14 protein-coding genes are annotated in these 16,847 nt (G+C 62.8%); 10 read left to right on the top strand and 4 right to left on the bottom strand.

Translation table 11 applies throughout. The features are described from left to right. A complete protein-coding gene (gene aroB, locus Q5Y75_RS02640) occupies nucleotides 1–1,113 on the bottom strand; it encodes a 3-dehydroquinate synthase (protein ID WP_306194037.1) in 1,113 nt (370 codons plus the stop codon). Then, a complete protein-coding gene (locus Q5Y75_RS02635; protein WP_306194036.1) occupies nucleotides 1,114–1,701 on the bottom strand; it encodes a shikimate kinase in 588 nt (195 codons plus the stop codon). It abuts the gene before it with no gap. A gap of 100 nt (nucleotides 1,702–1,801) precedes the next feature. Here Q5Y75_RS02635 and Q5Y75_RS02630 point away from each other — a divergent pair, with 100 nt between their 5' ends. The 7 genes from Q5Y75_RS02630 to Q5Y75_RS02600 all read left to right on the top strand — a co-directional run bounded on the left by Q5Y75_RS02630 (nucleotide 1,802) and on the right by Q5Y75_RS02600 (nucleotide 9,771). Next, nucleotides 1,802–1,930: a hypothetical protein gene (locus Q5Y75_RS02630; protein ID WP_306195728.1), complete on the top strand. Its 129-nt coding sequence runs from the start codon at nucleotides 1,802–1,804 to the stop codon at nucleotides 1,928–1,930. Continuing rightward, a complete protein-coding gene (locus Q5Y75_RS02625; RefSeq protein WP_306194034.1) occupies nucleotides 1,920–3,428 on the top strand; it encodes a hypothetical protein in 1,509 nt (502 codons plus the stop codon). Before Q5Y75_RS02630 ends, Q5Y75_RS02625 begins: the two co-directional genes overlap by 11 nt. Before the next feature lie 2 nt (nucleotides 3,429–3,430). Continuing rightward, complete coding sequence (locus Q5Y75_RS02620; protein WP_306194032.1) at nucleotides 3,431–4,381, top strand: tyrosine recombinase; 951 nt, start codon at nucleotides 3,431–3,433, stop codon at nucleotides 4,379–4,381. Between the two features lie 117 nt (nucleotides 4,382–4,498). Then, complete coding sequence (locus Q5Y75_RS02615; RefSeq protein ID WP_306194029.1) at nucleotides 4,499–5,818, top strand: HlyC/CorC family transporter; 1,320 nt, start codon at nucleotides 4,499–4,501, stop codon at nucleotides 5,816–5,818. 70 nt (nucleotides 5,819–5,888) lie between these two features. Continuing rightward, nucleotides 5,889–6,644, top strand: a complete 756-nt coding sequence (locus tag Q5Y75_RS02610; protein WP_306194026.1) for an HpcH/HpaI aldolase family protein — start codon at nucleotides 5,889–5,891, stop codon at nucleotides 6,642–6,644. A gap of 84 nt (nucleotides 6,645–6,728) precedes the next feature. Beyond that, nucleotides 6,729–9,146, top strand: a complete 2,418-nt coding sequence (locus tag Q5Y75_RS02605; RefSeq protein ID WP_306194025.1) for a GcvT family protein — start codon at nucleotides 6,729–6,731, stop codon at nucleotides 9,144–9,146. 31 nt (nucleotides 9,147–9,177) lie between these two features. After that, a complete protein-coding gene (locus Q5Y75_RS02600; protein WP_306194021.1) occupies nucleotides 9,178–9,771 on the top strand; it encodes a nucleotidyltransferase family protein in 594 nt (197 codons plus the stop codon). Between the two features lie 4 nt (nucleotides 9,772–9,775). Here the strand turns inward: Q5Y75_RS02600 and Q5Y75_RS02595 are convergent, their stop codons facing one another. Next, nucleotides 9,776–10,363 carry a Hint domain-containing protein gene (locus Q5Y75_RS02595; protein WP_306194019.1) on the bottom strand — a complete coding sequence of 196 codons (588 nt, stop codon included), beginning with the start codon at nucleotides 10,361–10,363 and terminating at the stop codon, nucleotides 9,776–9,778. Nucleotides 10,364–11,926: 1,563 nt separating this feature from the next. Here Q5Y75_RS02595 and Q5Y75_RS02590 point away from each other — a divergent pair. The 3 genes from Q5Y75_RS02590 to Q5Y75_RS02580 all read left to right on the top strand — a co-directional run bounded on the left by Q5Y75_RS02590 (nucleotide 11,927) and on the right by Q5Y75_RS02580 (nucleotide 15,596). After that, on the top strand, nucleotides 11,927–13,372 hold the full coding sequence (locus Q5Y75_RS02590; RefSeq protein WP_306194016.1) for a Do family serine endopeptidase: 1,446 nt from the start codon (nucleotides 11,927–11,929) through the stop codon (nucleotides 13,370–13,372). A gap of 174 nt (nucleotides 13,373–13,546) precedes the next feature. Then, nucleotides 13,547–14,227: a response regulator transcription factor gene (locus Q5Y75_RS02585; RefSeq protein WP_306194013.1), complete on the top strand. Its 681-nt coding sequence runs from the start codon at nucleotides 13,547–13,549 to the stop codon at nucleotides 14,225–14,227. Beyond that, the gene (locus tag Q5Y75_RS02580) at nucleotides 14,220–15,596 is read left to right on the top strand and encodes a sensor histidine kinase (RefSeq protein WP_306194011.1); all 1,377 of its coding nucleotides are present in this window, start codon (nucleotides 14,220–14,222) and stop codon (nucleotides 15,594–15,596) included. Before Q5Y75_RS02585 ends, Q5Y75_RS02580 begins: the two co-directional genes overlap by 8 nt. 10 nt (nucleotides 15,597–15,606) lie before the next feature. Here the strand turns inward: Q5Y75_RS02580 and Q5Y75_RS02575 are convergent, their stop codons facing one another. Beyond that, entirely contained in the window at nucleotides 15,607–16,827 is a 1,221-nt protein-coding gene (locus Q5Y75_RS02575; protein WP_306194009.1) for a cytochrome P450, read from the bottom strand. Nucleotides 16,828–16,847 lie beyond the last annotated feature (20 nt).

Genomic DNA, 16,847 nt, shown 5'->3' with positions numbered 1-16,847 from the left:
TCAACAGGTTGCGAGCGCATCCTCAAGCACGGATCGCACCGCATCGGCAGGCACTTCCGAGGTGACAAAGGCCTGCCCGATCCCGCGCGCCAGGATGAACCGCAACTGCCCGTCGATCACCTTTTTGTCCTGCCCCATCAAGTCCAGCAGCGCTTCGGCCCCCGGCAGGTCGCCAGGAATGTCGGCCAGATCGGTCTTCATCCCCATCGCTTTAAGATGCGCGCGCACCCGGCTCGGGTCCTCCTGCGAACAGAGCCCCAGCCTAGAGGACAGCTCAAAGGCCAGCGCGCAGCCGATGGCAACGCCCTCGCCATGCAACAACCGGTCGGAGTAGCCGGTCGCCGCCTCCAGCGCGTGACAGAAGGTATGACCAAGATTGAGCAGCGCGCGATCCCCCTGCTCGGTCTCGTCCCGCGCGACAATGTCCGCCTTCATCTGCACCGAGCGTGTCACCGCCCGTACGCGCGCGGCCATATCACCCGCTGAGAGCGCCGGTCCATTCTGCTCAAGCCAGTCGAAGAACACGGCATCCCCGAGCAGGCCGTATTTCACCACCTCGCCATAGCCCGCGATGAAATCGCGCGGCGTCAGGGTCTGCAGGACGGAGGTATCGGCCAGAACCAGTGAGGGTTGATGGAAGGCGCCGATCAGGTTCTTGCCCTGCGGCGCGTTGATGCCGGTCTTGCCCCCAACCGAACTGTCCACCTGCGCCAGCAGCGAGGTCGGGATCTGCACAAACCGCACACCCCGGCGCAGGACAGCCGCCGCAAAGCCCACCAGATCGCCGATCACGCCGCCACCCAGGGCCACAACAACATCATTGCGCTCGACCTTCTCGGCCAGCAGCCATTCCACCGTGCGTTCGAAATGCGGCCAGCTTTTGGTGGCCTCTCCTGCGGGCAGGTCCAGAGAAACCATCTCGATACCTGCCGTGGCCAGCCCGGCGCGCAGACCGTCAAGATGCAGCGCCGCCACCTGTTCATCTGAAACCACGGCCAAACGGGGCCGCCGCAGCAGCGGCGCGATCCGGGTTCCTGCCTCAGCCAGCAGATCCGGACCGATCACAACGTCATACGACCTGTCGCCCAGGTCCACATACACCGTTTCTTGCATCTAGAGTCGTTCCAATACATCGGGCCGGGTTTCAAGCACCCCGATCACCCGGTCCACCATCTGTTCAATCGCGGCCTCACCGTCAGAGACCACGGTCAGGTCCGATTTGGCATAGAGCGGCACGCGCGCCTCATAAAGCGCCGCGAGAGTCGCGCGCGGATTGTCGGTTCTCAGCAGCGGTCTTGTGTCCTTGTGTTTGACCCGGTTCCACAACACCGGCAGGTCCGCGTTGAGCCAGACCGAGACACCGCGCGCCGAGATCATCGCGCGGTTGCCCTCGGTCAGAAACGCGCCACCCCCCGTGGACAATATCCCCCGTTCTTCATCCAGAAGCCGCCCGATCACCTGGCTTTCCTTGGTCCGGAAAAAGGGCTCGCCGTCACGGGCGAAAATTTCGGGTATTGTCATGTTGGCGGCTGATTCGATCTCGGCGTCACTGTCGAGGAAGGGCACCGCCAGGCGTTGCGCAAGCGCCCGGCCCACTGCGGTTTTTCCGGCTCCCATCATGCCGACCATGACCACCGTCTTGTGCAACCGCCAGGTGGCGTGCGATGCGGATTTGGTCAAGTTGTGCTCAATTTCGCTCATTTGCCCTTGAATGACGTGATCTTGTGAAAAAGGCTAGCTATAACTTGGGGCAAAACGACGAAAAGAGGCAGTTGCGGCTATGGGGCGTCTGATAAAATTCTTGGTATACCTGATCTGCCTGTGTTTCGTGGCGCTGATTGGATATGCCTATCTTGGTCCGTTCTTCGGTGTGGATTTTAGCGCCCCGCAGAGCGAGGTGCGCGAACCGGTGACACTGGATGCGGACTAGACTGGCGCTGGCCCTTGCCGCGCTGCCGGTGCTGGCATCGGCGCAACAACCGCTTTCTGCGATCGAATGGCTGAATGACCCTCCAACCGCCGGGCTTCCCGGCACGGTGCTGATGGAGCCGCCGGTCGCCGCCGTGGGGCGGCTGCCCGAAATCGCAGTCCAGCCGCTGGATGCCCCCAGCCCGCCCATCGGTCTTGTGCCCTCCTCGGTGACGGGCCTGCCGGTGGATCTGTGGCGCGGCAGCGACCCGCACAGGCTCGCGCAGCTCATCGCGCAGGTGCCCGTGCGCAACTCGCCCGCGATGCAGAAACTGCTCTATTCGCTGCTGCTGACCGAGGCGACAGCCCCTGCCGGCACCGGGGCCGAGGAAATCCTGCTGCATGCCCGGCTCGACCGGCTGCTGGAGCTGGGCGCAACCGATCCGGCGCAGAACCTCGCGCAGGTGGCCGGTGCCACCCGGAATGCCGACCGGTTCCGGCGCTGGTTCGACGCGACGCTGCTGACCGGGGATGAAGATCGCAGTTGCGAGGTGCTGGCCTCGGCACCCCATCTGTCGCCCGGCTATGACGCGATGATTTTCTGCCAGGCGCGTGGCGGCGACTGGCAATCCGCCGCCCTGACGCTTGAGGCCGCCCATGCGCTGGAGCTGCTAGAACCCGATCAGTTGAACCTGATGGACCGGTTCCTCAGCCCGGACCTGTTCGAGGGCGCGCCGCCCCTGCCCCGGCCCGACATGCCCGACCCGCTGATCTTCCGGCTCTACGAAACGATTGGAGAGCGCCTGCCGACAGCGTCGTTGCCGCGCGCCTTTGCCACGGCTGACCTGCGCGATGTCGCCGGTTGGAAAGCCCAACTGGAAGCCGCCGAGCGGCTGACACGGATTGGCGCGTTGACCCCCAACCATCTGCTGGGGCTTTATACCGAACGCAAGGCCTCCGCCTCGGGCGGGGTTTGGGACCGGGTCGATGCCCTGCGACGCTTTGATCAGGCGCTACAAAGCGGCAGCGCCGAAGCGGTGTCAAAGACCTTGCCCACTGCCTGGGCCGTGATGCGCGAAGCCGAGTTGGAGGTGCCCTTTGCCGAGCTTTTTGCCGAGCAACTGGGAAGTCTGGCAATAACCGATCCCGGCGCGTCCCGCGTGCTGTGGGAGATTGCCCTGCTCTCAGGGGACCGCCCGCCTGCCTCGGACGGGTCGGCGGCCTCGCTGTTTCTGGCCGCCCTCGCCAATGGCAACCCCGGCGATCTGAGCGCGCCAGACGCCACCGCCCGAGCCATAGCCGACGGGTTCGCCCGCCCGCCCTTGCGCCCCGAATTGCAGGACATGATCGACAGCGGTCGGCTGGGCGAGGCCATTCTCGAAGCGATGATCCTGTTTGGCGATGGGGCCAGCGGCAACCCTGCGGATCTGACAGCGGCCATCGCCTTGTTCCGCTCGGTGGGTCTGGAAGACACCGCGCGCCAATCGGGCCTGCAACTGATGCTGCTGGATCGGGGATGAGCATGGACGCGCCCCAGACACAGGATCTCTGGATTTCCAGCTTCCTCGAAGCGCAGGCCGCCGAGTTGGGGGCCGCCACCAATACGCTGCTGGCCTATGGCCGTGATCTACAGGATTTCTCCGGCTGGCTGACGCGCAAAAAGCTTGATTTCGCGCGCACCGAACGCGATCAGGTGGAAGCCTATCTGATCGATTGCGATGCTGAGGGCCTGTCACGCGCCACCCGTGCCCGGCGGCTGTCGGCGATCAAGCAGCTCTACCGCTTCGCCTTCGAGGAAGGCTGGCGCAGCGACAACCCCGCCATTCAGATCCGCGGCCCCGGACGGCAGAAATCGCTACCCAAGACGCTGGAGGTGATCGAGGTCGACCGGCTGCTGGCCGCGGCGCGCCAAACCGGGCGCAACACGGCAGATCGGGTGCGCAATACCTGCCTGATGGAGTTGCTCTATGCCACCGGCATGCGGGTGACCGAACTGGTCTCGCTGCCCGTCTCCGCCGCGCGCGGCGACCCGAGCATGCTGCTGATACTCGGCAAGGGTGGCAAGGAACGTATGGTGCCACTGTCACCCCCGGCCCGCGAGGCGCTTGCCGCCTGGCTGACCCTGCGCGACGAGGCCGAAGAGAAAGCCGCCGATAATGGCAAGCCTCGCTCGCGCTTCCTGTTTCCGTCGCGTGGCAAGCTGGGGCATCTGACGCGGCACCGGTTCTATCTGCTGATCAAGGAACTGGCCGTTGCGGGCGGCGTGTCGCCGGCCAAGGTCACGCCACATACGCTGCGTCATGCCTTTGCAACCCATCTGCTGGCCAATGGCGCCGATCTGCGCTCGATCCAGACATTGCTGGGCCACGCGGACGTCGCCACCACCGAAATCTACACCCATGTTCTGGACGAACGACTGTCCGAGCTGGTGCTGGATCACCACCCCCTGTCCAAGAAACCGCGAAGCGGCTAGTTTGACGCCCAATTTGATCCGAAAACCGGCTCCCACTTTTCGGATTGCGCTCTAAGCTCTTGAACGCGCAGGGCATGGTGCCCATAACGGGCATGTATTTATGATAGTCAAGGACCAATGGACCCGACCCCTTCTGTGATCGACAGCGCATTCTGGATCACCTCTGGCGCAATTCTGTTTCTTCTCATCCTTTCCGGCTTCTTCTCCGGCTCCGAGACCGCGCTGACCGCCGCCTCGCGCGGCAAGCTGCGTGCGCAGGCCGATAAGGGCAATCTGGGGGCGCAGCGCGCGCTCGACATCACCGACGACAATGAACGGCTGATTGGCTCGGTCCTGCTGGGCAACAATCTGGTGAATATCCTGGCCGCCTCGCTGGCCACGGCCTTGTTCACCCGGCTTTTCGGCGAAAGCGGCGTGGCGCTGGCAACGCTGGTGATGACCTTGCTGGTACTGATCTTTGCCGAGGTGCTGCCCAAGACCTATGCGATCACCAATGCCGAAACCGCCGCCGGGCTTGTCTCGCGCCCGATTGGCATCATCGTGACCCTCTTTGCCCCCGTCGTCAGCGCCGTGCGGCTGTTGGTGCGCGGCGTGCTGCGCCTGTTTGGCGTGCAGATCGACCCTGACAGCCGCATCCTTGCGGTCCGCGAAGAGATCGCCGGAGCATTGCAATTGGGCCATTCCGAAGGCGTGGTCGAGAAAGAGGATCGCGACCGCATTCTTGGCGCGCTCGATCTGAACGACCGGGCGGTCGAAGAGATCATGCTGCACCGCTCGAATATCGAGATGATCGACGCCGCCGCCCAGCCCGAGGCGATCCTCGAACAGTGCCTGCAAAGCCCCCATACCCGCCTGCCCGTCTTTCGCGACGAACCCGAGAATATTGTCGGCGTGGTCCATGCCAAGGATCTGTTCCGTTCCATGTATGCGCAGGTGGGCGGCGCGGGTGGCGATGCGGATCAGATCAAGAATTTCGACATTTCCAAGGTCTGGAACGCGCCCTATTTCGTGCCTGAAACCACCACGCTGGACGACCAGATGCGGGAATTCCTGCGCATGCGCAGCCATTTCGCGCTGGTGGTGGATGAATATGGCTCACTGCGCGGGCTGATCACGCTGGAGGATATCCTGGAAGAGATCGTGGGCGAGATCACCGACGAGTTCGATCCGGATGAAGAGATTCAGATCAAAAAAGCCGAAGACGGCCAGTTTCTGGTCGAAGGCGCAATGACGATCCGCGACCTGAACCGCGCCACCGACTGGCATTTGCCCGATGACGAGGCCAATACCGTGGCCGGTCTGGTCATTCACGAGGCGCAGATGATCCCCACGGTCGGCCAGGTCTTTGCCTTCCACGATTTCCGTTTCGAGGTGACCGCGCGCGAGGGCAATCGGGTCACAGAATTGAAGATCCGCCCCCTGCTGATGTCGAACTGATCCGCCCGCCGCGTAAATTCTGTGGTCATGCAGGCAGGCTTGCGCCAATCTGGCGCAAGGAGGACCCGCTATGCCCAGTCTGAAACAGAAACTCGGCGATCCGGCCCGTCGGCTCACCTCGGCGCTCTGCACGATCCCGTCCGCCATCGTCACGCAGGCCATGGCGGCGGCGGGGATGGATTTCGTGATGATCGACATGGAGCATGGCGCCGTGGATCATGGCTCTTGCCACGCGATGATCGCTGCGACAGCCGGAAGTGACTGTGCCCCGCTGGTTCGGGTGGCCGAGAATGACACGGCGCAGGTCAAGCGCGTCCTCGATATGGGGGCCGAAGGGATCGTCTTTCCGCTGATCCGCGACGCCGAGGATGCGCGTGCGGCGGTGGCCAGCCTGCGCTATCCGCCCCGCGGCACGCGCGGGTTCGGACCGTTTATCGCCCATTCGCGCTGGGGCACCTCGCTGATGGACTATCGCGAGACGATTGAGGATCAGCTGATCTGCTGTTTGCTGATCGAAACCGCCGAGGCGGTCGAGAATATCGACGCAATCTGCGCGGTCGAAGGAATCGATCTGCTGGTGGTGGCCGCCTTCGACCTCTCGACCTCGCTGGGGGTCAGCGGTCAGTTCGATCATCCCGACTATATGCGCGCGCAACAGCGCGTCGAAGAGGCCGCGCTGCGCGCCGGTCTGCCCCTTGGCGGCGCGGCACTGAACGCAACGCAGGCGGCGGCATTGTTTGAACGCGGTCATCGCGTCATTGCCGGGTTCGATGTGCTGTGGTTGAAACAGCAAACTGCTGAAATGGCCTCCTGGTGCGCGGATTGACCAGCGCGACATGGTGATGTCGCAAACCGGACAGCCGCTGACAGGAAGGCCACCCAGACTGGCGCAAAAACCCGGAGAGTGTTCATGAAAACCACCACCAGAGTCGCCGTCATCGGGGGCGGCGTCGTTGGCTGTTCTGTCCTCTATCACCTGACCAAGCTGGGCTGGTCGGACATCATGCTGCTGGAACGTTCCGAGTTGACCTCCGGGTCCACATGGCACGCGGCGGGCGGCTTTCACACGCTCAATGGCGACACCAACATGGCCGCCCTGCAGGGCTATACCATCCGGCTCTACAAGGAGCTGGAAGAGATCACCGGCATGTCCTGCGGCCTGCATCATGTGGGCGGGGTGACGCTGGCCGACAATCAGGATCGCTTCGACATGATGTTGGCCGAGCGCGCCAAGCACCGTTTCATGGGGCTGGACACCGAAATCGTCGGCCCCGAAGAGATCAAGAAGATCGCGCCGGTCACCAATGTCGACGGTGTCATCGGCGGGCTATATGATCCGCTGGACGGCCATCTTGATCCGTCAGGCACCACCCATGCCTATGCCAAGGCGGCCCGGATGGGCGGCGCCACGATCGAGACCCATTGCATGGTGCGTGAAACCAACCAGCGCCCTGACGGGACCTGGGATGTGGTGACCGACAAGGGCACGATCCATGCCGAACATATCGTCAATGCGGGCGGCCTCTGGGCGCGCGAAGTGGGCGCGATGGCCGGGACCTACATGCCGCTGCACCCGATGGAGCATATCTATCTGGTGACAGATGACGTGCCCCTGATCGCCGATATCATCGCGGATGGCGGCGAGCATCCGCATGTGATGGACCCGGCAGGCGAAAGCTATCTGCGTCAGGAAGGGCGCGGTCTGTGCATCGGGTTTTATGAGCAGAATTGTAAGCCCTGGGCGGTCAAAGGCACGCCCTGGGATTTCGGGCATGAGCTGCTGCCGGATGATTTCGACAAGATCGAGGACTCGATCACCTTCGCTTATGACCGCTTCCCGGCCCTGGCCGAGGCGGGCGTCAAATCGGTGATTCACGGCCCGTTCACCTTTGCCCCGGATGGCAACCCGCTGGTCGGCCCGGTGCCGGGCATGCGCAACTACTGGTCCGCCTGCGGCGTGATGGCTGGGTTCAGCCAGGGTGGCGGCGTTGGCCTGATGCTGGCGCAATGGATGACCGAAGGCGAGACCGAGCGCGATGTCAGCGCCATGGACGTTGCCCGCTTCGGCGACTGGATCACGCCGGGCTATACCCTGCCCAAGGTGATCGAAAACTATCAGAAACGCTTCTCGGTCGCCTATCCGAACGAGGAACTGCCCGCTGCGCGCCCATTCCGCACCACACCGATGTATGACATCTTTACCGACATGGGCGCGGTCTGGGGCCACCAATACGGGCTGGAGGTTGCCAACTATTTCGCGCAGGGCGATGAGCCGGGCTATGAAACCCCGTCCTTCCGCCGCTCGGACGCGTTTGACGCCGTGGCGCGCGAGGTCAAAGGGGTGCGCGAGGGCGTCGGCATCACCGAATTGCAGAACTTTGGCAAATACCGCGTGACCGGCACTGGCGCGCGGGGCTGGCTGGATCGCGTGATGGCGGGCCGGGTTCCGAAACAGGGTCGGTTGGCGCTGACACCGATGTTGTCGCCCAAAGGGCGGCTGATCGGCGACTTCACCATTTCCTGCCTCAGCGAAACGGAATTCCAGCTCACCGCATCTTATGGCGCACAGGCCTACCATATGCGCTGGTTCGAGCAGAATCTCGACGGGGATGTGGGGATCGAGAACATCTCGGACACGCGCACGGGCTTCTCGATTGCCGGTCCGAAAGCGCGCGAGGTGCTGCAGGCGGTGACCTTGTCGGATGTAAACGACATGACATTCCTGGATGTCCGCCGCCTGACGCTGGGCATGAGTGACTGCATCGTGCAGCGGGTCAGCTATACCGGCGATCTGGGCTATGAGATCTATTGCGATGCGCTCAGCCAGCGCGCGCTCTGGTCGACGCTGTGGAACGCGGGCCAAGAGCACGGGATGAGCCTATTCGGGATGCGAGCGATCATGTCGCTGCGGCTCGATAGGTTCTTTGGTTCGTGGCTGGCCGAGTTCTCGCCCGACTACACGGCGGCTGAGACCGGGCTGGATCGCTTCATCTCGTTCAAGAAAAACTCCGATTTCATCGGGCGAGCCGCAGCCGAGGCCGAACGCGAGGCCGGTCCGGTCCGCAAGCTGGTGGCGTTCGAGGTTGATGCCGAAGACGCGGATGTCAACGCGTATGAGCCGATCTGGCTGGACGACGCAGTCGTGGGCTTCTGCACCTCGGGGGGGTATTCGCATTATGCGGAGAAATCCATCGCCCTTGGCCTTCTGCCCAGCGACCGTATCGCGCCCGGCCTTGAGGTCGAGATCGAGATCCTCGGCCAGATGCGCAAGGCGCGGGTTCTGGACCGTACGCTCTTTGACGCGGATGGGACACGCATGCGCGGGTGACAACGGCGCGCGTGATGGCCATGGTGGTGGCATGAGTTCGATCCCGATCATCCTGCTGGCCGCCGGGGCCTCTAGCCGCATGGGCGGCGGCGACAAGCTGATGCGCTCGATCGAAGGTGAACCGCTGTTGCGGCGCACCGCCCGCCGCGCCCTTTCGGCTGGCCCGGTCCATGTCGCGCTGCCGCCCGAACCGCATCCGCGCCACGCGGCGCTTTCAGGGCTTGATGTTCACATCGTGCCCGTGCCCGACGCGGCGGAGGGGATGAATGCCAGCCTGCGCCGCACACTCGCAACAATCCCGCCTGCGGCACCGGCGGCAATGGTGCTGCTAGCGGATTTGCCCGACATCACCAATGATGACTTGAACAATGTAATGCAAGCGGTTGATCTGAAATCTGATACCTTGATTTGGCGCGGCACCGCGGAGACCGGAAAACCCGGCCATCCCGTGGTCTTTGCCCGCTCACTCTTTCCCGAATTGCTGACCCTAACCGGAGATGCCGGGGCGCAGAGCGTGGCGCACTCCCACGCGGATCAGACGATCTGCGTGCCCTTGCCCGGCCACAATGCGCTGCGGGATCTGGATACCGAACAGGATTGGTCCGACTGGCTCGCCCGCCAATAAGGCTTCAGATCGAGAGGCGCAGATCGACGCCTTCGCGTGCCCTGGGCATGCGCGCTGGCATAGGGCTTTGGCGCGTTTTGAACGCCGGAAACAGCTCATAAAGCTCGGTGCGCTGCGCATTGCCGCCCCCAACCCCGGTCCGGGAGGGGTCGGCGGGTTGAAAACACTCGCTCCATGCGCCGTCCGACAGCACCACTTCATGGGTGTCAAAGGCGATATGGATATAGCTTATCTCGGGCAGCTCTGCCCGCAAGATGCCAACCAGCCCGGTCAGATGCTTGGCCGCTGCCAGCGCCTCGCGCTCTTCGAAATAAAGCGCGGTCTGGTCGCTTGCGACCAAAACCCGGTGGTTCGGGCTGACCAGCATGTCACGCTCGGGCAGTTCAAAATCCAGCGCACCCGCGCGGATCAGAATCGGTTGCAGATGCCCGGCCCGAGCCATCTGCCGCGCCGAAACCCGGCGCCGACCGGTCCAGCTCAGTTTGCGAATCCCGTTGTCGCGCGTCACTACGCGATCGCCAGCGCGCAGTTCTTCGACCTTCCGCTCGCCTTTTGGCGTGGCAATCAGGGTTCCGGGCGTAAAACAGGACACAGGTTACTCACTTTCAAAACTCGACCATAACCAAAGCGGGGCGCGATAACCGGCAACACAAACACCAATCTCCGCCAGACTCTGGCTATGCTCTAAACCATCAACAACACACGGACCGGCGCGCACCTTGGCCCGGCCTCAAAGAACGCGACACCGGACCGGAGCCCGCCGACAAACGGGTATTTCGCCCGCCGACATCTTCTCCGGCCCAGTGCCTGATGAAAGTTGTGCTAAATGCGCCCCCAGCTCGAACACCATAGTCACCAGTGACAGCCGCAAGGCCGCCCCCCTCTCCGATGACACTCGTTACGGTCCCCACACCACTTAAAACAGTGTTTCTGCTGTCGAATGTAACACGCCCTTCATGTCTGGCGTCATTGCGTGCAATGACACCGTGCTGCATCCCCCTTTGCCCGGATTCCATACCCCTGCAAACAATCCGCTTCTGGCTGTTCCTTGCCGAAAAGGCGGTCGAGGTGCCAAGTTCCGTGCCAATTCCCCCAACACGGTACGACACCCCGGCCTCCCCATTCGGGTTTCCCCGAATCCGGTACAGCCTCTTTGTTTGCGGTGAAATCTTACCCCCAAGACCGCCGGGCGCACCCACGCCGAAACGGCGACGCGGCCTATCCGCGATCCGATCCGAGCCTGAGATGTTGCGACTGCGCGTCATATTCGTCTCCGCAATGGGTTCTGCTGGCCTCCAACACACAGAGGCCTCGCCCATCCACGAGACAGCCCAACCTGATCCAACGCCGCACGACACGCCGAAAGCGAGCAAGAGGGGGGTACACAACGATACCAATCAACATCCGGCACGCTACTTTGCGTACCGGTCAAGCACTCGTCACGTGGCGAAAAATACCGCCTGAGACGTCGCGCCCCCCTCTCGCATCTTCCGATGCTTTTTTGTGCGGTCGCCCCCGTGACCAACTCAAACCGCCCCCCAGTCGGGCTGCTTCATGGATAGCGAAGGGAGGGCGCGTGAAAAAGGAAAAAAGTCACATAAATTATTTCCAAACGTTTCTGCCGCTGTGATTAACCTGTTTGGCCAGTGGGCATTGCTCTCCCTGTGGTTGTTGACTGTTTCCGCACGCCACCTGCAAGCACCCCTTTGACGCGCCTGTTTCGCAAGGCTGGTCCCGGCAAACGAAGGGCAAAAGGCGGTGACGCGTTTGTCGCTATAGCGAGAACAACCGCGGGTCCGACTCAACCGGATTGTTACCAAGACACGGGTGCCTTTTTTTCGCCGCAATAGCAGAAAATCATGGAACCAATAAACTGCTAGCCCCCGGCATTTTTTTCAGTTCGGGAACAATGCGGGGTTTAAGCTATCACGATTCGCTCTCCCGCACCCAAATTGGGACCACCACCCCGACATCGGGCAGGCCTGGTGAGGGCACCGACGGGACAACCGCGACGGTGCCTCTTCCGTTCAGGAAATATAAAGCAAGGCTTAACGTTCATTAAGAAATCTTCATGTCCCGCAAAGAATCCCGAAAGGCATCCTGCCTATTTCGTGATCGGACCCGGATTGAACCGGAGCCAATACAGGAGACAACTATGAGCGATCGCAGCCATTCCGGCTTTCCTTCCAATCTTTCCAAATGGGCCGGTGCTTCGGCACTGAGCGCGCTGCTGCTGACGAGCGCGGCGCTGCCTGCAGCGGCAGATGCCGCCCTGGCCGACCTCGTCGACGAGGTATCGCCCTCGGTTGTGACCATTCTGGCCAAGCAGAAGGCACAACCCCAGCCCGCCAATGCGCCCAATCCCGGCGCGACCGATCCCCGCTTTGATGAGTTCTTCAAGCGCTTCGGCCTGCCCGAAGGGTCATTCGGTGGCTCACCGATGCCCGCCCCCGGCCCGCGCAGCGGTCTGGGCTCCGGCTTTGTTCTTGAAGAGGACGGGCTGATCGTCACCAACCACCATGTGGTGGACGGCGCCGACAGCGTCACCGTCCGCCTCAGCGATGATCGCGAATATGAGGCCGAAATTGTCGGAACCGACCCGCTGACCGATCTGGCCGTGCTCAAGATCGCGGCAGATGAGCCGCTGCAAGCCGTGACATTCGGCGACAGCGAAGTCATCCGCGTCGGCGAAGACGTGGTGGCCGTGGGCAACCCGTTCGGGCTGAGCTCGACCGTGACCACCGGCATCATCTCGGCCAAGGGCCGCAATATCTCGGCCGGGCCTTACGCGGAATTCCTGCAGACCGATGCCGCGATCAACAAAGGCAATTCCGGCGGACCGTTGTTCAACATGGACGGCGAAGTGGTCGGTGTGAACTCGGCCATCTATTCGCCCTCGGGCGGCTCGGTTGGTCTGGGCTTTGCGGTGACCTCCAACATCGTCGAGGATATCGTGGCCGACCTGATCGATGACGGTCAGGTGGATCGCGGCTGGCTCGGTGTGTCGATCCAGAACGTGAACCCCGAAATCGCCGCCGCGATGGGGCTTGAGGACGCGCAGGGCGCGCTGGTCTCTGATGTGGTCAAGGGCAGCCCCTCGGACGGAATTCTGAAAACCGGCGATATCATCACCGTCTTCAACGGCAGCGCCGTCGACGACAGCTCTGACCTGCCCCGACTGGTCGGCGGCACCCAAAGCGGCAAACCCAGCGAGATCACCCTGATCCGTGACGGCAAGGAACAGACCATGACGGTCACGCTGGGGGCCCATCAGGACAGCGCCAGCGCGGCGGATGTCATCACCGACAAGGCCGACGACCCGAAACTGGGCGTCACCGTGGCACCGCTGGATCAGGCGGCACGGGCCGAGATCGGTGTGGGTGAGGACGTCAATGGCGTCGTCATCAAGTCTCTGTCCCCCGACAGCCCTGCCGCCGAAGCGGGGCTGCGCACAGGCGACGTGATCGTTCGCCTTGGCAACCAGGAGATCGAAACGCCCGAAGCCCTGATCAACGCGCTGCAATCGGAAAAGACCGATCCGGCGCTTCTGCTGATCAACCGCTCCGGCAGCCAGATCTTTGTCCCGGTGAGGATCGCGTAAGACGATCCCACCCCAAGAGATGCGCGCTGCCTGGGGGGGTGGAGGCGCGTTAGGTCCGGCGGGTCACCTCTGTCCCCGATCCGCCGGACCCGTCGGGCGCAACCAAGATGCGCCCGACGCGTGCAATCCGAAGAAACCCGGCTTATACCTTTTTACTAGAACAGGATTAAGACCATGAGCAGACGCGTATTAATTGTAGAAGATGATGCGGAAACCCGTGAATTCGTCGCCAAAGGCTTCGCCGAAGAAGGCTTTGCGGTCGAAACCGCCGAAGATGGGCGCGAAGGGCTTTATCACGCAACCGATGGCGGCTTTGACGTGGTGATCGTTGACCGGATGATGCCGGGGCTCGACGGGCTGTCGCTGACCAAATCCATCCGCGCCGCAGGCTTGCAGACCCCGGTTCTGATGCTGACCGCCATGAGCGCGGTGGACGAACGCGTCAAAGGCCTGCGTGCCGGGGCCGATGACTATCTGGTCAAACCGTTTTCGTTTCAGGAGCTTCATGCCCGGATCGAGGCGCTTCTGCGCCGTCCGCAGGAAACCGAGGAAACCGCAACGCTGACCTGCCGCGATCTGGAAATGGACCTGCTCAAGCGCAAGGTCACCCGCGACGGGCGCGACATCACGCTGACCCCGCGCGAATTCCAGATCCTGGAGTTTTTCCTGCGCCGCCAAAACCGGGTCATTTCCCGCACCATGCTGTTGGAAGGCGTCTGGGATTATCACTTCGACCCCAACACCAACATCGTGGATGTGCATATCTCGAAACTGCGCCGCCAGATCGACGAGGGCGCCGAGATTGCGCTGATCGAAACGGTGCGGGGCGCGGGCTATATCATGCGCGATGGCTGAAACCCTGTCGGTCTTTCGCAATGCGCGTACCCGTCTGGCCCTGGCCAGCATCGCGCTCAGCACCATCCTGACTGCGGCGGTGCTGGCGCTGGTTTATGTCAACGCCAACCGCACCATCTCAGGCGAGACTCGCAGCGTGGTGACTGCCGAACTGGCGGGTCTGGCGGATGAATATGATCGGTTGGGCATGATCGGCCTGATCACGGCGATCAACCGCCGCACGGTAAATGCCGCAGAGCGCGACGCGATCTATCTGCTGGTCAGCGCCAATGGCCGCGTGCTGGCCGGCAACATCAGCGGTTGGCCCCAACAGGTCGAGCCTGGCAGCGGTTGGGTCGAACTGACGCTGAAACGCCCGAATTCCACACAAACCCAGCCGGTCGCCGCCGCCTCGATCCAATTGAACCGAGGCGAGGGCTTGCTGGTCGGGCGCTACACCACCGAAGCCCGCAATTTTGATCAGGTGCTCCTACAATCGGTCGGGCTTGCCCTGCTGGCCTCGGTCGCGCTCAGCCTGCTGACCGGCTGGCTCCTGACTCGGCTGGTCTTCTCGCGGCTTGCCGATATCACCCGCACCGCAGATGAGATCATGTCGGGCGACCTGTCGCGCCGGATTCCCCTGCGCGGATCGGATGACGAATTCGAGCGCATGGCCGCCACCCTCAACGACATGCTGGACCTGATCGAGAACCTGATCGGCAATCTGCGCATGACCACCAATTCCATCGCCCATGACCTGCGCTCGCCGCTCTCGCGCCTGCGCCAGCGCGTCGAGTTGCTGACCTCAAAAGATCGCACCGCAGAAGAGCGCGAGCTCGACGCCGCCCGCGCTATGGGTGAGGTCGACCACCTGCTGCGGGTGTTTTCTCAACTGACCGAGATTTCGCGCGCCGAGGCCGGGATTGGCCGCGAGGAATTCGAACCGTTGGACCTGAAACAGTTGGTGCATGACGTGATGGAGTTCTACGAGCCCGTCGCCTCGGATAAGGGGATCACTATTGCCGAGGCTGGCAGTGCCGGGCAAGTCCTCGGCCACCGGACACTGATCGCACAGGCATTGTCCAACCTGCTGGAAAACGCCCTGCGTTACACTCCCGAAGGCGCGCGGATCGACATCACCGTAGCTGAGTGCAACGACCACGTCCTGTTGTCGGTCAGGGATGGCGGGCCGGGCGTGCCGGAGCAGGATCTGGGCAAGCTCGCCCAGCCCTTCGTCACCCTCGACCCCAGCCGGACCGAGAAGAATGCCGGGCTGGGCCTGGCGCTGGTGGCCGCCATTGCCCGGCTGCATGAGGGCGCGTTGAGCCTGAGCAACGCAAATCCAGGTCTCAAAGCCGAATTGAGCTTTGCGCGGGCGGTTGGCGGCTAGGCTATGGCCCCTAGCCAGTGACCGCAGGCAGCGACGCATAGCCGCGAAACCGAATCCGGCCCCCATGCACACGGTCCGGCAGCAGCGAATAGCTCGGAAAGCGCTGCAAAAACCTGCCGATCGCCACCCGTCCCTCAAGCCGTGCAAGCGTCAGCCCGACACAGACATGCGGCCCGCCCGCAAAGGCAAGATGCCGGTTCGGCTTGCGGGTGATATCGAACCGCCTTGGGTGGTCGAACACATCCGGGTCACGATTGGCCGCCCCGATGCACAGATGCAGGTTGGTACCGGCTGGGATCACGCACCCATCCATCTCGATCTCAGCCGTGGTTTCGCGATTACCGAACTGGTTGGGCGAGCGAAAACGCAGCACCTCTTCGATGGCTGAAGGCGTCAGATCAGGCTCCGCCAGCAGGTGCGCACGCGACTCAGGGTGATCATGCAGCAGTGCCAGAGCGTTGCCGATCAGGTTGGTCGTGGTCTCATGCCCGGCATTGAGGATGAAGATGCAGTTCTGCAGCAGCTCGATCTCGGAGAGTTGCGCATCCGCCCCCTCGCCCCGGATCAGCCGGGTCAGCACATCCGTCTCGAGATCGCCCGGCTTGGCCAGGCGCCGCGCGACAAGGTCCGACAGATAGGTCTTGAAGGCCTCCACAGCGTGGTTGCCGCGCGTCAATTGAGCCTCGGTCAAGCTGGGTTCCAACGCGCCCAGAATCGCCAGCGACCAATCACGCAGCGGCGCGCGTTCCTCCAGCGGCACATCCAGCAGATTGCCGATGATCTGGATCGGGATCGTCGCGGCGAAATCCTCGATCAGGTCGACCTGATCCCGCCCCCCCAAACCTTCCAGCAGATGATCCACCGTCTTGATCAGCCCCGGCTCCATCTTGGCAATCGCGCGCGGGGTCAGCGCCGAGGTCATGATCCGCCGCACCCGCGTATGCAGCGGCGGGTCGGAGAAGACCAGCGAGGTGGTGTGATGTTCAAACAGCGGCGACTCTGCCCCGAATTTCGGAGCAAACGCCGCCTTCTTGTCCGAGGAATAGAGCCTCGTGTCGCGATAGATTCGATCCAGATCCGCGTGACGGCTGAGCAGTACCGACCCGTCAGGCTGCGGCAGCACCGGCGCATGCGCCAGCAGCGCATCGTAATATACAAACGGGTCGCGCAGGAAATCATCCGGCGCGCTTGCCAGATCGAACCTTTCTATATCTGCTTTGGCTAAATCCACATGTCATCCCGCGCTGCGCA

This window comes from Ruegeria discodermiae (genome assembly GCF_030758345.1).
Classification (GTDB): Bacteria; Pseudomonadota; Alphaproteobacteria; order Rhodobacterales; family Rhodobacteraceae; genus Ruegeria_C.
Note: the sequence above shows the minus strand (reverse complement) of the source record. Positions and strands in the feature narration are given on the sequence as shown.

Coding starts and splice junctions, on each gene's coding strand:
- Q5Y75_RS02615 (WP_306194029.1), top strand. CDS start 4,499: ATGGACCCGACCCCTTCTGTGATCGACAGCGCATTCTGGATCACCTCT.
- Q5Y75_RS02610 (WP_306194026.1), top strand. CDS start 5,889: ATGCCCAGTCTGAAACAGAAACTCGGCGATCCGGCCCGTCGGCTCACC.
- Q5Y75_RS02585 (WP_306194013.1), top strand. CDS start 13,547: ATGAGCAGACGCGTATTAATTGTAGAAGATGATGCGGAAACCCGTGAA.
- Q5Y75_RS02600 (WP_306194021.1), top strand. CDS start 9,178: ATGAGTTCGATCCCGATCATCCTGCTGGCCGCCGGGGCCTCTAGCCGC.
- Q5Y75_RS02605 (WP_306194025.1), top strand. CDS start 6,729: ATGAAAACCACCACCAGAGTCGCCGTCATCGGGGGCGGCGTCGTTGGC.
- Q5Y75_RS02580 (WP_306194011.1), top strand. CDS start 14,220: ATGGCTGAAACCCTGTCGGTCTTTCGCAATGCGCGTACCCGTCTGGCC.
- Q5Y75_RS02590 (WP_306194016.1), top strand. CDS start 11,927: ATGAGCGATCGCAGCCATTCCGGCTTTCCTTCCAATCTTTCCAAATGG.
- Q5Y75_RS02625 (WP_306194034.1), top strand. CDS start 1,920: ATGCGGACTAGACTGGCGCTGGCCCTTGCCGCGCTGCCGGTGCTGGCA.
- Q5Y75_RS02620 (WP_306194032.1), top strand. CDS start 3,431: ATGGACGCGCCCCAGACACAGGATCTCTGGATTTCCAGCTTCCTCGAA.
- Q5Y75_RS02635 (WP_306194036.1), bottom strand. CDS start 1,701: ATGAGCGAAATTGAGCACAACTTGACCAAATCCGCATCGCACGCCACC.
- aroB (WP_306194037.1), bottom strand. CDS start 1,113: ATGCAAGAAACGGTGTATGTGGACCTGGGCGACAGGTCGTATGACGTT.